The sequence below is a fragment of the Lyngbya sp. CCY1209 genome, assembly GCF_055795065.1.
This window is the reverse complement of the sequence record NZ_JAYFER010000433.1, coordinates 1-14,968: the sequence shown is the minus strand read 5'-3', so window position 1 is coordinate 14,968 and position 14,968 is coordinate 1. Positions and strand designations below refer to the sequence as shown.

Below are 14,968 nucleotides of genomic sequence, written 5' to 3'. Positions count from 1 at the left end.
AAAATCTCGGGTTGCCCATTTTTTTGGAAAATATACGGAGGGCGAACGCCATTCGCCCCTACACCCTACACCCTACACCCTACACCCTAATTTCTTCAATCGCCTCCAAATAGTCCGGAACCGGCTCCCCGGCGACCTCGCAGGCGAGGCGATCGACGGCGATGGGGTCGTCGCCCCAGAACACTTGGCCCACCTCCACGGTTTGGCCGCGATCGGGTTTCCAATTGGGACTGATCAATTTGCGATCGGCGTCCACCACCGCCCCGTCAAAGAGATGTCCGATGCAGAAATAGACATCTTGCAACACCCGGGGCACGGACGGACGGTGAAGCTGTCCCCGGGAATTGGGACTTCTGGCCCGGTAGTGCGATCGCGGAAACAGGCCGTAGAGATTTTTCACAGAGGCCGAAATCAGTGGTTCTCCCTTCAAATGGGTGCGTTTCAGGGCACCGACGGTAATCCGAGAGTCCACCTCCCGCAACATTGCCGGGGCCCACATGGAGGGGAACCTGACGGGTTTGGGGGACACATTCGGGTATTCTGCCAGGGGCAGGGTGTCGGCGTCCAAAATCACCATTCCCGCGTCCAATAGCGATTCCACCCCGAGACGGCGGACGATTTCCGGGAGGGACACAGGGGAACAGACCCCCTCGACGATCGCGATTTCGGCGGTGGGACCCGCGGCCCTCAACCCCCGCAACACAGCCCCCAAAACGCCCAAACTCACCGTCACCGGGGGGCCGACTGGGTAGCCCAAATTGGGTTTGACGAGAATCCGGCGGGCGCCGAAAGCCGATTGGGGGGGGCGGTAGGCGAAGGACGTCACCTCCGTCCGGCACACTTCAGAATTAATCATCATCGCGATAAAAGTTGATGAATCTTCAATACGTCAAGTTTTGTTAAAAAAATCTCCGTGATTATACCGAGGTGGGTCGAGAAGCGGGTATGATAAACTTACGCAAAAACCGAATCTGCGGCTTTTGGAATCACCCCCGGGACAGAGATTGAGGGATTGGAGACACCGATACCAATGCGTGACCAAGATCACTGAAATTTCTGCAATAAATCACAATCTTAAGGTGTGTTCTGTCACTGAACTTACCTTTCTAGACGCTAAGATTAGGACGGTGGAAATTAACATCCAGTCCCGTTCTGGCAGTTAATATCCCAAATTTCAAATCCTTTTCGACATTCATGCAGGAAAATATCAATGATCTCCACCAAACAAGCCCAGTTGATCCAGTTTTTACGTTGGGAATTGGCGATCCCCGCCTCCTCCATCGCAATGGCCCTCCGGCACCCCGAGCAAGAATCAGGCCAGCTCCCGATGATTTTGTGGCAGTACGGGCTGGTGACGTTAGAACAATTGGACAAAATTTTTGATTGGCTCGAACAGTTCGGGAACACCCCGGATCTGAAATCCCAGCATCAGTCCGGGTCCCCGTCTCGGGAGGCGACCCGAAATCCGATGCCGCTGACGTCATCATCTTACGTCGCCTAGCTTCGGGTTGAAATTTCCGAGTTGAGCGTCTGTTTAAAGGAGATTTAAAAACCTGCATGGGTTAACAAGGGTTATCTACCATGTCAAACATCATCGCGTCCGTTGACGAGTCCTCTCAAAGCGTTTGGGGGGACTCGACTGTATTTCACGCCCTTTCTCGGACTGATATGGGCGATGGGGATTGGGGAGAAGTGCCAACAGATTCCCCAGATAAAATTAGCGATCGCCCGATTCATCAACTCTAAACGGGGAGCCAAAAGCCCTTGTTAAGAATTGAGGAAAAAGGAGCCGGTGAACCGGTGGCGAAGTCGGAGGACATTTGCCGATAAAAATTATAGCAAAAATCTTGATCGATCAAAATAGCGGGCTTAAAAGTCCGACCTACCCGAATCGCAGACCCATTAAAAATAATCGGGAGTGCTCGAAAAACATCGGTATAATTTGTATGGTTCGACTCGGCACGGAGCCGACTCGCCGGGACGGCAGTCCCGGCAACTCTCGAAAAATCGGGGTTTAAAGTCCGGTGGTGGCGCAACTCGGAGAGCAAAAAAAAACAATTTTTCAGGTTAAACTAAAGTAAATTCGGATGCATTCCTCGACCATGGATTTTGAAGAGGCGCTCGAAATCACGGATACTGCGGTTTTTAACCAAACCGGAAAACACCTGAGCGACGCCCAACGAGCGGTCATTCAGGGCACCTGGCAGCGACAGAAATATCACGAGATCGCCTTGGTGTATCGCTGCACGCCGGAATACCTGAAACGGGACGTGGGGCCGAAACTGTGGAAAATTTTGTCCGACGAGTTTCAGGAAAAAGTCAGCAAAACCAACTTTCGGACGGCTGTGGAGCGGTGGGGACAGAAAAATGAGCCACCGATGGCGCCCGTCGATCGCGCCCTACCCCCTCCCCCGGCGAGTGACGGCGGCGAACCCGCCGCAGACTGGGGGGAAGCCACGGACATTTCCGGATTTCGGGGGCGCGATCGCGAACTCGGCGAACTCAAACGCTACATCTTGGCTGAAAACTGCCGCATCGTCGCCCTACTGGGGATGGGGGGGATCGGCAAAACCTCCCTCTCGGTGCAGTTAGCCCGCCGGATCGGGGGCGAATTCGACTATCTGATCTGGCGATCGCTGCGAAATGCCCCCCCGCTGACGGAAATTCTCGAGGATCTGATCCGGTTTCTGTGCGACGAGGTGTCCGCCAACCTGCCCGACGACCCCTACCGCCAGATCTCGGTCCTGATCGAGTGTCTGCGATCGCGCCACTGTCTGGTGATTTTAGATAACGCCGAATCCATTTTACAGGGGGGCGATCGGGCCGGACGCTACCATTCCGGCTACGAAAATTACGGCGAACTGTTCAAACGAATCGGAGAAAGCCAACACCGAAGCTGTCTGTTGATCACCAGCCGCGAAAAACCCAAAGAAATCGCCGCCTTGGAAGGGCGAAACCTGGCGATCCGCTCCTTCCCCCTGCTGGGATTGCCACCGGAAGACTGCCACGGCATCCTCCGAGACAAAAAAATTTCCGGTTCCCCCGAACAATGGCGCCCCCTGATCGAACGCTACGCCGGAAATCCCCTCGCCATCAAAATTGTCACCACCACCATCTGCGATCTCTTCGGGGGAGATATCGGCATTTTTCTCGACCAAATCCACCAGGGAACCGCCATCTTCGGGGACATCCGGGATCTTCTGGAACAGCAACTCAGCCGCCTGTCCCCGGTGGAACAAGAACTGATGTACTGGCTGGCGATCAACCGGGAGCCCGTGACGATGGCGGAGCTCCAAAAAGACCTGCTGTCCCTGATGTATCCCCGGTCAATTATCGAGGCCCTCGAATCCCTGAGCCGGCGATCGCTGATCGAAAAAAATGCCACCCGCTTCACCCAACAACCCGTGGTCATGGAATACATGATCGAGCGGCTGATCGAGCAAACCGTTGCCGAACTCCAGTCCGAAAACCTAGTCAATTTCAACCGCTACGCCCTGCTCAAATCCCAGGCAAAAGACTATATTTTAGAAAGCCAAAACCGCGTCATATTGCAACCCATCGTCCGCCGCCTCGCCGATCGCTACCCGCTGCGGAGAGAACTGGAGCGCAAATTTAACAGCCTACTCGACCAAATCAAACGACCGGAAATCGAGCATTTTTCTGTTTCCCAACACGACCGGATGGGATACGCCGGCGGCAATTTGATCAACCTCTGCAATCAATTCGATATCGACCTAGCAAATTATGATTTTTCCGACCTGACGATCTGGCAGGCTTACCTCCAAGATGCGAACCTGCAAAATGTCAATTTTTCCGGCTCTGATTTGAGCCGCTCCGTCTTCGCAAAAACTCTGGGAAATTCCCTCGTCGTCGCCCTCGGAATCGAAGGAAAATTGGCGACCGGAGACGGCGAGGGGCGCATCGTCCTCTGGAGTGTCGAAGACGGGCAACAGTTGCGGGCTTTTCAGGGGCGAGTCGGCCGGGTGCGGGCGATCGCATTTAACTCCGACGCCACCCTCCTCGCCAGCGGCAGCGACGATCGCACCGTCCGACTTTGGCGGGTCGAAACCGGCGACTGTCTGAACCGATTCTCCCTCCATGACGGGGGCGTTTCCTGCGTCTGTTTCAGTTGCGATTCCCGCCTCCTCGCCAGTGGCGGCGACGACGAAATCATCGCTATTTGGGATGTCAAAACGGGAACCTGCATCCGCCAGCTATGCGGACACGAGGACAGCATCCGCTCCCTCGCCTTCAGCCCCGACGGCCGCACCCTCGCCAGCAGCGGCGAAGACTGCACCGTGAAATTGTGGGACGTGGAGACGGGGAAATGCGAGCGGACGTTCGTGGGGGACAGCAGTTGGAATTGGACGGTCACATTCGTGGTTTCCCGCCAGTTTGAAGAGGATATTTCCTCACCCCGGGGGCGGGCGATCGCCTGCAGTTGCGACGATCAAACCATCCGCCTCTGGGACGTGCAGATGGGCCGGTGTTTCCACACCTTGGAAGGCCACCAGGATTCCGTCTGGGCGATGGCCTTCAGCGACAACGGCCGCCTCCTCGCCAGCGGCAGCGATGACCAAACCGTGAAAATCTGGCACGTCGGCAAGGGATACTGCGAAAAAACCCTCCCCGGCTTCGACACCCAAATTTCCTCCCTGGCGTTGAGTCCCGACCTGCAATATCTCGCCACGGGGGGGGAAGAACAGGTGGTTCAGTTGTGGGACATCGATCGCGGCCAACGCCTGCGGACCTTGCGGGGACACCGCCACCAGGTCTGGTCCTTCGCCCTCAGCCCGGACGGGCGCACCCTGGCCAGCGGCAGCGACGACAGCCGGGTCCGGATCTGGGACGTGAAAACGGGCCGCTGTCTGCGGCGGTGTCCGGGTCACGGGGATTGGGTCTGGTCCGTCGCCTTCACTCCGGACGGCCGCACCCTGGCCAGCGGCAGCTACGACCGGACGGTAAAATTGTGGGACGTGCGGACGGGGGAATGTCTCAAAACCCTCCACGGACACGGCGATCGCGTCCAGGCGGTGGCGTTCAGCCCCGACGGTTTACTATTAGCCAGCGGCAGCGACGACCTGACGGTAAAATTGTGGGACGTGCAGACCGGAGAATGTCTGCAGACCCTGGAAGGTCACGATCGCTGGGTGGGGGCGATCGCATTCAGCCCCGACTCCCGCCGACTCGCCAGCGGCGGCAACGACCAAACCGCCCGCCTGTGGGATGTCGAAACGGGGGACTGTATCCGGGTTCTCGAAGGCCACACCCACCGTATCCACCTGCTGATGTTCGCCCCCGACGGCGCCCGGTTGGCGACGGGAAGCTACGATCGCACCGTCAAACTCTGGGACCTGGAGACGGGCACCTGCACCCACACCTGGGAGGGCAACATCGATCGCGTCCAGGGTTTGCTCATCTGTCCGGACGGTCAATTATGCTTGAGTGGCAGCGACGATCTGACGGTGCGTCTCTGGGATATCGAAACCGGGGAGAACGCGGGCACTTACGCCGGCCACACCAGCCCCGTCTGGTCCGTCCACGGCAACGCCGACGGTTCCCTACTGGCCAGCGGCAGCCACGACCAGGCGATCCGGATCTGGGACGTGGCGACGGGGGAATGCCTGCAGATCCTCCGCACCGACAAACCCTATGACGGCATGAATATCACCGGCGTCACCGGCATCACCCCCGCCCAGCGGGCTACTCTGAAGGCTCTGGGTGCGATCGATCTCGATGACGCAGAGAATTAAGGTGTAGGGTGTAGGGTGTAGGGTGTGGGGTGTAGGGTGTGGGGTGTAGGGTGTGGGGTGTAGGGAAAAATTGACAATTATCAATTATTAATCATTAATTATCAATTATCAATTATCAATTATCAATTATTTTCCATGTCCGATTCTCTGTTTTGTATCGAAGACCTGCGGGTGGCTTACCCGAGTTTTGACGTCGCGCCGAGTTGGGTGGTGGACGGCGTTTCCTTGACGCTGCGACCGGGGGAACGGCTGGGTCTGGTGGGGGAGTCCGGGTGCGGGAAGTCCACCTTGGGGCGGGCGGCGATGCGGTTGTTGCCGGAATCCAGCCATATCGAAGGGCGGGTGACGTTCGGGGGCAAGTCGGTTTTTGAGTTGAATCATGAGGAGTTGCGGCGGTTTCGGGGGGAGGCGGTGGCCTTGGTATTTCAAGATCCCATGACGCGCCTCGACCCCCTGATGACCATCGGGGAACACTGCATCGAAACCCTCAGAGCCCACCAGCCGCAGCTTTCCCGGTCCGGGGCCAAGGAACGGGCGATCGCGACGTTGGCAGCGGTGCAGATTCCGGCGGACCGCTGGTCCCAATATCCCCACGAGTTCAGCGGCGGGATGCGGCAGCGGGTGGCGATCGCTCTGGCGTTATTATTAGATCCGAAACTGATCGTCGCTGACGAGCCCACCACCAGTTTGGATGTGACGGTATCGGCGCAGATTTTGCAAGAATTAACCCGATTGTGTCGGGAACGGGGGACGGCGATTTTGTTGATTTCCCACGATTTGGCGATGGTGGGGGAATATTGCGATCGCGTGGCGGTGATGTATGAGGGAAAAATTGTCGAGATCGGGGAAACCGATGCGGTGTTGAAGTCTCCCCAACATGAATATACGCGATCGCTTTTGGAGGCGGCTCTGCACGTCCACGGCAAATCGGAAAGGGAAGATATCGAAATTGTAGATAACCGGCAAAAACCGGACATTGAAAAACCCCTGTTGCGGGTGGAACATCTCAAACAATATTATAGTTTGGAAGGGGGATTGATCGAGCAGTTGTTTTCCCGGGAAAAGCGATCGATCCGGGCGGTTGATGATGTCAGTTTCGATTTGTTTCCGGGGGAAATTTTCGGCCTGGTGGGGGAGTCCGGGTGCGGCAAAAGTACCCTCTCCCGGACGATTTTGCAGTTGGTGCGCCCCACTTCCGGAACGGTGGAATTGGAGGGGCGGGATCTGACGCCGTTATCCCTCCGGGAGGTGCGATCGCTCCGCCGCGAGATGCAGATGATTTTTCAAGATCCCAATGCCTGTCTGAACCCGACGATGACGGTGGGGCGGGGCATCGCGGACCCGCTTTTGATCCACAAAATGGCGACGTTGCCCGAGGCGAAGCGGTGGGTTTTGGAAATGCTCGATCGCGTCGGTTTGAAGCCGGTGGAAATGTATTATAACCGCTACCCGCGAGAACTTTCGGGGGGGCAACAGCAGCGGGTGGCGATCGCTCGGGCCTTGATTACTCGCCCCAAGTTGGTGATCTGTGACGAACCGGTGAGTATGTTGGATGCCAGCGTCCAAGCCCAGGTTTTGCAGTTGATGTTGGATTTGAAACGGGAATTTAATCTCACTTATTTGTTTATCACCCACGATCTTTGGGTGGCGCGATTTTTGTGCGATCGCATCGCGGTGATGAACGCCGGTAAAATTGTCGAACTCGGCGAAACTGAGGCGATTTTTAATCATCCCCAACATCCCTACACCCAAACTCTCCTCGGCGCCGCTCCTTTACTGACTCGGATGACGGGATGACTAATATCAAATCCTGATAATTGACCACAAAACAACTGAGATCGAGGGAGTCGGGAGTCGGGAGTCGGGAGTCGGATTGTTCATCTTTCTCCCCAAATTCTCGATCCTCTCAATGTCTGAGCAATTAACCGGATCTGATGTAACTCTCTAATCATCTGAATATGATTGGAGCTGGTAGGGGCCCCTGGCTTGCGCCCTCCGGAATTGATTCCCAAGCGGTCTTGATCTCCAACCCGTTTTGTTCCGGGCATTCAACCGGATTTGATATAAATGGGGTTGACAGGGGGTGGCGATTCGCGGTAAACTATTGACATAAACCCCCATAATGGGAGTGGTTGCCAAAATATTATTTTTGTCAATATTCCCATTATCTAAAATTATAGGAAAAGTCAAGCCCAAAAGCAACCCTTTTCCCAAAAAAAAGCGAAAATTTTAATATTTCTTAATTTTTTTAAAAAAAAATTCGCTTCTGCGGGTGTCGCTCGGGTTCCCACCCCCCCAAAATGCCTTCTTTCAGGTAAAGTGAGAAATGGGAAATTATCGCACCGAGGATAATGAATGAAATGGAAGCCGTCAACCTGACCAACTGCGATCGCGAACCGATCCAGATTCCCGGTGCGATTCAGCCCCACGGTCTGTTATTCGTCCTCTCCGAACCCGATTTTCGGATGATTCAGGTCAGCGAAAATACAGATAAAATCCTCGGCATCGACCCGGCGGATTTGTGCGATCGGCCTTTAGAAGAACTGCTGGATGGTGGCGGTATCAAAGCCATCTGCGGCTGTTTAGAGCGGAACTTCGAGGAAGCCAATCCCCTGGGGCTGGAATTCGCGGCGGCGTCCGGTTTTTCCCGGTCTTTCAACGGCATCGTCCACCGCACCCCAGGCGGCGATATCGTGCTGGAACTCGAACCCGCGCAGGGCGGCGAGAATGGGGATTTTTTCCAATTTTACCGCCCGGTCAAAAACGCCCTCGGCAAAATTCAGAAAACCGAAAATTTGGCGGAACTCTGCGATCTGATCGTCGGGGAAGTCCGCAACCTCACCGGGTTCGATCGCGTCATGATTTACCGCTTCAACGAGGCCGGAGACGGTCAGGTGATCGCCGAAAATAAAAAGGCGGATCTCGATCCCTTTTTGGGCCTGCACTACCCCGACTCCGACATTCCCAAACAGGCTAAATATCTCTACACCTTAAATTGGCTGCGTTTGATTCCCGACGTGAATTATCAACCCGTCGGGTTACTGGCTGGGACGGAAGAGATTTCCGCGCCCCTGGACATGAGTTATTCCGTGTTGCGATCGGTGTCTCCCATCCACATCGAATATCTCAAAAATATGGGCGTCGCCGCGTCGATGTCCATTTCTTTGATCCGCCAAAATCGGCTGTGGGGGTTGATTGCCTGCCACCACGAAACCCCCAAATTTGTCCCCTACGAAATCCGCACCCACGCCGAGTTTTTGGGACAGTTGATGTCCACGGAATTGGGGCAGAAAGAAGCCAACGAAAATCTGACGTACAAATTGCACCTGAAGGACATCCAAGCCCAGTTTGTGGAACGGCTGACGGGGGCGGCGGATTTTGTCGCGGAACTGACGGCTAACCCGGAAAGTCTCTTGCAACTGACGGGGGCTTCCGGTGTCATCGTCTGCGAAAAAGAGACGATCGCCCCGTTCGGTCAAACCCCCGCCCCGGAGGAGATTTCGCCCCTGGTGGACTGGTTGAGCGATCGCTTCGATCGCGATTTGTTCGTCACGAATTCCCTGCCGGAGCTCTACCCGGCGGCTCGAACTTATTCTGGTATTGCCAGCGGTTTGTTGGCGATGGCGATCTCGAAAATCCAGCACCGGTACGTCCTCTGGTTCCGCCCCGAAATGGTTCAAACCGTCACCTGGGCGGGAAATCCCGACAAACCGAAGCGGGTGGAAGCCGACGGCAGTCTGACCATTTTTCCCCGCGAGTCCTTCGAGGCTTGGAAAGAAATCGTCCGCCACCAGTCGAGTCCCTGGCTGCCCTGCGAAATTGAAGGGGCGGTAGAATTGAGACAGGCGATCGTCGATATCGTCCTGCGGCAGGCGGACGAACTAGCCCACATCAATTGTGAACTCGAACGCAGCAACAGCGAACTGGATGCGTTTGCCTACATCGCCTCCCACGATCTGAAAGAACCCCTGCGGGGGATTCACAATTACGCCACATTTTTGTTAGAAGATTATCAGGATGCCCTGCAAGAAGACGGGGCGGAAAAATTGCAGACCCTGGTGCGGCTGACGAAGCGGATGGAATCGCTGATCGACTCCCTGCTGAAGTTTTCCCGGCTGGGGCGGCAGGAACTGCAAATGCAACCCATCGACCTGAATCAATTGCTCTCGGAAAGCGTCGAAATATTTCAGATGAATCCCCGGTGGTCCGGCTGCACCATTTCCATCCCCCGACCGCTGCCCACCGTCCGGGGCGATCGCGTCTTGATCGAGGAAATTTTTTCCAACCTGATCTCCAACGCTTTCAAGTATAATAATAATAGCGAAAAATTCGCCGAAATCGGCTGGCAGGAATCCCCGGTTCCGGAATCTGAAATGGTGACGCTCTACGTCCGAGACAACGGCATCGGCATCCGCGATCGCCATCTCGAATCGGTGTTTCGCATTTTCAAACGGTTGCACGCCGCCGGCAAATACGGCGGGGGAACCGGCGCCGGATTAACCATCGTCAAGAAAATTGTCGAGCGACACGGCGGCACAATTTGGGTCGAATCCGTCTACAAACAGGGCACGACCTTTTTATTTACCCTACCCCAGTCCCATCTCAATATCATTTTAGAATCAGATAGCGATCGATGTTAAATCTCCTTGAATCCCCGTGGGACGATCTCACCCATCCGGTCGTCGTTTTAATCGAAGATAGCGACGAAGATTTTTATACTTTTATGCGGATAGCCGGCCAGTTGTACAAGGAAGAAAAAATCCCCGCGACTTACAACTTTCTGCGCTTTGAAGATGGAGATGAAGCGTTGGATTATTTGCGGCGCGAAGGAGAATATGAAAGCTTGGATGCGGCTTTACCCGCAGCCATCTTACTCGATTTGAACTTGCCGGGGACGGACGGCCGGGAAATCATAAAATGCATCAAACAAACCCCGAAATTGCGGATGCTGCCGATCGTCGTTTTGACCACATCGGGAAGTCCCCACGACATCCAATCTTGTTACGAGTACGGTGCCAACAGTTACATCCTCAAACCGATGGGCCTATCGGAAATGCAAGAAACCGTCAAAGTCTTGTTTAAATACTGGTTTCAACTGACCCTATTGCCCAGTTACGGACAATTTTAGTTTTTCGATTTTTAATAGTCGAGGAAATCGGGAAAGACGCGCCCAAACCAATCATTTTCATCAATTGTCAATCCACCTGGCCGGTGGATAATATTGCCTCCGATGGAATGCCGAACCAGTTGACATTGATTGTGCCAGGAAGTAAAATAGAGCAGATGGGTATAATTGATACGATATCTATAGCAATGAGCGCTCGCGTGTTTACAGTTCCGAAGAGGGGGAAAAACCTCGAAACCCTGATGAAAAGGGGATTTCCCTTCCCCACACCCCACCGAGCACACCCCACACCCCAGCGCGCAGCGCTATAATTCAACTTAGACCTACCCACTGAGTCGCCAAAACAATTATGGATCGGAAAACTCGCGTCATTTTGTGCAACTACACCAAAGGAGGAGCTGGGAAAACAACAGTTGCCGTCCATATTGCACGCATCCTGACCGAGCAAACCCCCGGAAAAGTCCTTCTCATGGACTGTGATTCTCGGCCGGACTCCTGGAAATTTTTTGCCGGACAACGGCCGAGTCCAAATCAAGCCAGGTTATCTTTTCCCCATCGCTTAGACTTATGGTGGAATCCACCCCAATCCAAAGGAGCTCGATTTAAGCCAATCACCAAAAGAGAATATAAACAGTACAATTTTGTGGTAATCGATGCTGATGCCCCCCCCGAAGATGCCCTGACACTTCTGGACAACACCCTCCCAGATATATTCCTCGTCCCCATTGCCGAATCACAGTCCCATGCCACTGAAGATATCCCGATTTTTTTAGAAGACTTAGAACGTGAAATTAGGTTTCAGCGAGATTCTGGAATTGATTATAATCCGACCGTTAAAATTGCCCCTTTGGGACTTGAAATTGAGGAAATAGAAGCCGAGGTAGATATTCGTCTATTTTCTGATATTGAGATTGAAATTTGTGTGCCGATGCAATCTCTTGATAAAGAGATCCGCAAAGCTTTGAAGGAAAAAAATCTGATTTGGGAATATCCCAATTTGGCGGACACAAAATCTTATTTCATTAACTTAATTAAGGACAAAAAAATACCGGAGGTCAACTAAATTATGTCAACTCAAAATCATCAACCTGTCAATACACCTGTATCCTCAGATCGAGCTTCCACTGTCAAGGACACAATGAACGGTCCGAGTCAAAGAGCCCATGAGATTGCCCATCAAAATCGTGAAAGTCGTACAGCTACTGATTCTGAAATGACAGAAAACACTGTACTTGTCAAAATTCCCCGTGCCATGAATGATAAATTGACAGATCTGATCAATTTTTTGGGTCTGGCAACAGATGATTTGATACACGCTTCGATTCAGTCGATCATTTCTTATGCTCAACAAAAGCAGATTGAAATTCGACAGATCGGAGGTTATCCACAAGAGAAAATTCCTGACTCCGATCATTTTACCCAACCTGTCGAGTTGAGTGGAAACGTTGTTGAGGAACTCAAACAGCAAGACTTGCTGTCTGATGTCTCCGAATGTGCATTTCTTGGTATCGAGTTTTTATACCTGCGATTGATCGAACTCAATAAAATAGGGTAGTTATATCAAATCCGGTTCAATACTCAAACATCGGGCAACTCGAGACGGTTGCCCCCACGGGGAGCTGGGGGAAGATCGATTGGTGGTCAAACAAGCGGATCTGATATATGGATGGAGTGCAGTTGCGGGCAATTATTAATAGCAAAACGAGGGCGAGTCCCGAAGCCAAACAACGAGCCGGACAAGCCTATGCTAAAATGCTGGGATTGACACCGGGTCCCGGAGGGGCAGACGGTCTGGTTGACGGTTATGGTTGGGTGGCCGATCGCTTCGTTTATTTCCAATGCAAACTCTCTCAGCATCCCCTCGGTGCCGAATTTGCCGACAATTTTTATGCGGGTTTAAAAAAGTCTGAAGCTCAAATCGGAATTATGCTGGCTGGAGTCGGTTACATTGACCGAAAAAATAGTGGCTTTTTGGCACGTCTGAAAAGTTATCCGGAAATTCAACAAGGTCAATTCATTTATCACCTTCTCAGTTTGGAAGATATTTACACCCGCTCGGACAAATTTCAGTTGGCATCACAAGATCTGCCGCAGTTGCATATAATCAGTGATGTTGCCCCGTGAGCGTCGGCGACCCCGATCGCCCGCCCCGTACTCTCCCAAACACTCGACCCAATGCCATTTGAATCCCACCCCGACATCGATATCGCCCCCCTGATCGACCATACTCTATTAAATCAAGCCGCCACCCCCCAGCAGATCGACCAGTGTTGCGGGGAAGCCGATCGCTACCATTTCGCCTCCGTCTGCATTTTCCCCTGTTTCGTGCGGCGATCGCGGGAATTTCTGCAAAACAAAACCCCCGCAGTCTGCACCGTCATCGGGTTTCCCTGCGGGGCGACGACCTCCGCCGTCAAACTCTACGAAGCCCTGGAAGCGGTGGAAAACGGGGCGACGGAGTTGGATGTCGTCATCAACCTGGGCCTGCTGAAGTCGGGGGATACCGAGGCGGTACACCGGGAATTGGCGGAAATCTGCGAAGAAACCGGGGCGACGGTGAAGGCGATTTTGGAAACGGCGGTGCTCACGGACGCCGAGAAACGGTTGGCGGCGGAATTGGCGATGGAAGCGGGGGTATCTTTCCTGAAAACCAGTACGGGATGGTACGGCGGGGCGACGGTGGAGGACGTGCGGTTGCTCAAGGAAGTCTCCCGGGGACAGGTGGGCATCAAGGCGTCCGGGGGGATACGCACCTACGAACAAGCGATCGCATTAGTTTTGGCCGGGGCGACGCGACTCGGCACTTCCCGGGGTGTCGATTTGATCCGCCAGCGAGATACAGAAAAAACGGACGAGAATGAATGAATCGCACTTATAAAGTTACCGGCATCATCCTGAAGGCGACGCCGTTGGGGGAGTCCGATCGCCTGCTGACGATTTTGACGCAGGAATTGGGCCTGATCCGGGTGGCGGCGCCGGGGGCGAGGAAGTCGCGATCGCGCCTGGGGGGCCGGATTGGCTTATTTGTGGTCAACCAATTTTTGATCGCGAAAGGGCGATCGCTCGACAAAATCACCCAGGCGGATATCGTCAATTCCCACAGCGGACTTTCTAAGAATTTGGGCAAGTTGGCGGCGGGTCAATATTTGGCGGAATTGGTGCTGAGTCAGGCGTTGAGCGAACAGCCGCAGGCGGAATTATTCCTACTCTTAGAAGAACATTTGAGCCGCCTCGAACAGCTTCCGAATCTTCCCACGCCGGAAAATGCGATCGCCATCGTCGCCTGCCTCACCCACGGCATCTTCCACCTGCTGGCATTGGCGGGAATTGCCCCCCAGGTCCAGTTATGTTGCATCACCCAACATCCCCTGATCCCGAATTTCGCCGATCCGAATTGGGTGGCGGGGTTCAGTATCGACTCGGGGGGGATCGTGAATTTGGCGGGACTGGCGGCGACATCAGGTAATCGCACCTCATCCCGCGTCGCGGAGGGGACGGGACGCTATTTGACGGATACGGTGCCCGTCAGAATTGATGCGCGGCTGGCGGCGGACCGGTTGGCGATTTTACAACAGTTGGCGGAACCCGATTTGAGGAATGTTTGGGGCGCCCACCATTCGGAGGCTTGGATCGCCGTGGAACGGCTGTTGAGACGCTATGCAGAATATCATTTCGCGCGATCGATCCGGTCGGCGTCTCTGATCGATACTTACCTGGCGGCTTCCGGCTAAAATCAATCATTATTAATTGTTAATTGTTAATAGGGTCAAAATCCTAATCATGCCCATTTCCGAAGACGGCGATCGCATTCTCATATCAAATCCTGATAATTGACCACAAATCCGGTTGAATACCCGGAACAAAACGGGTTGGATATCAAGACCGCTTGGGAATCAATTCCGGAGGGCGGAAGCCAGGGGTCCCTACCCGATCAAATCATATTCAGATGATTGGGGAGGTTTAGGAGGGGATAACCGGATTTGATATTATTGCTGTGACAGCTAAAGTTTACGGGTTATAGCGCTGCGCGCGGTCCTCGGCAGTCGGTATTAGGGAGTCGGAAACTGAAACGGCTTTTCTATAAGGGTTT

12 protein-coding genes are annotated in these 14,968 nt (G+C 53.9%); 11 read left to right on the top strand and 1 reads right to left on the bottom strand.

All coding sequences use genetic code 11. The features are described from left to right. Positions 1 to 79: 79 nt before the first annotated feature. Positions 80 to 859 carry a DUF362 domain-containing protein gene (locus tag AC0QHF_RS13350; protein WP_324704711.1) on the bottom strand — a complete coding sequence of 260 codons (780 nt, stop codon included), beginning with the start codon at positions 857 to 859 and terminating at the stop codon, positions 80 to 82. A 351-nt stretch (positions 860 to 1,210) separates the two neighbouring features. On the opposite strand from AC0QHF_RS13350, the gene AC0QHF_RS13345 reads away from it, so the two are divergent. The 11 genes from AC0QHF_RS13345 (at position 1,211) to recO (ending at position 14,609) form a co-directional block, all read left to right on the top strand. Beyond that, positions 1,211 to 1,501: a DUF2949 domain-containing protein gene (locus AC0QHF_RS13345; RefSeq protein ID WP_324704710.1), complete on the top strand. Its 291-nt coding sequence runs from the start codon at positions 1,211 to 1,213 to the stop codon at positions 1,499 to 1,501. Positions 1,502 to 1,581: 80 nt separating this feature from the next. Continuing rightward, the gene (locus tag AC0QHF_RS13340; RefSeq protein WP_324704709.1) at positions 1,582 to 1,746 is read left to right on the top strand and encodes a hypothetical protein; all 165 of its coding nucleotides are present in this window, start codon (positions 1,582 to 1,584) and stop codon (positions 1,744 to 1,746) included. Between the two features lie 341 nt (positions 1,747 to 2,087). Next, positions 2,088 to 5,753, top strand: a complete 3,666-nt coding sequence (locus AC0QHF_RS13335; protein WP_324704708.1) for a WD40 domain-containing protein — start codon at positions 2,088 to 2,090, stop codon at positions 5,751 to 5,753. Positions 5,754 to 5,888: 135 nt separating this feature from the next. Beyond that, positions 5,889 to 7,550: an ABC transporter ATP-binding protein gene (locus AC0QHF_RS13330; RefSeq protein ID WP_324704707.1), complete on the top strand. Its 1,662-nt coding sequence runs from the start codon at positions 5,889 to 5,891 to the stop codon at positions 7,548 to 7,550. A gap of 554 nt (positions 7,551 to 8,104) precedes the next feature. Continuing rightward, entirely contained in the window at positions 8,105 to 10,393 is a 2,289-nt protein-coding gene (locus AC0QHF_RS13325; RefSeq protein ID WP_324704706.1) for an ATP-binding protein, read from the top strand. Next, positions 10,387 to 10,881, top strand: coding sequence for a response regulator (locus AC0QHF_RS13320; RefSeq protein WP_324704705.1), 495 nt, complete (start codon positions 10,387 to 10,389; stop codon positions 10,879 to 10,881). The genes AC0QHF_RS13325 and AC0QHF_RS13320 overlap by 7 nt, the downstream gene beginning before the upstream one ends. A 346-nt stretch (positions 10,882 to 11,227) precedes the next feature. Further along, positions 11,228 to 11,941: an AAA family ATPase gene (locus AC0QHF_RS13315; protein ID WP_324704704.1), complete on the top strand. Its 714-nt coding sequence runs from the start codon at positions 11,228 to 11,230 to the stop codon at positions 11,939 to 11,941. A 3-nt stretch (positions 11,942 to 11,944) separates the two neighbouring features. Then, positions 11,945 to 12,433 (top strand): hypothetical protein, encoded by a 489-nt coding sequence (locus tag AC0QHF_RS13310; RefSeq protein ID WP_324704703.1) that lies wholly within the window; start codon positions 11,945 to 11,947, stop codon positions 12,431 to 12,433. 107 nt (positions 12,434 to 12,540) lie between these two features. Next, positions 12,541 to 13,002 carry a restriction endonuclease gene (locus AC0QHF_RS13305; RefSeq protein WP_324704702.1) on the top strand — a complete coding sequence of 154 codons (462 nt, stop codon included), beginning with the start codon at positions 12,541 to 12,543 and terminating at the stop codon, positions 13,000 to 13,002. A gap of 51 nt (positions 13,003 to 13,053) precedes the next feature. After that, the gene (gene deoC / locus AC0QHF_RS13300; protein ID WP_324704701.1) at positions 13,054 to 13,743 is read left to right on the top strand and encodes a deoxyribose-phosphate aldolase; all 690 of its coding nucleotides are present in this window, start codon (positions 13,054 to 13,056) and stop codon (positions 13,741 to 13,743) included. Continuing rightward, a complete protein-coding gene (gene recO / locus AC0QHF_RS13295) occupies positions 13,740 to 14,609 on the top strand; it encodes a DNA repair protein RecO (protein WP_324704700.1) in 870 nt (289 codons plus the stop codon). The genes deoC and recO overlap by 4 nt, the downstream gene beginning before the upstream one ends. The last annotated feature ends 359 nt before the right edge of the window (positions 14,610 to 14,968 follow it).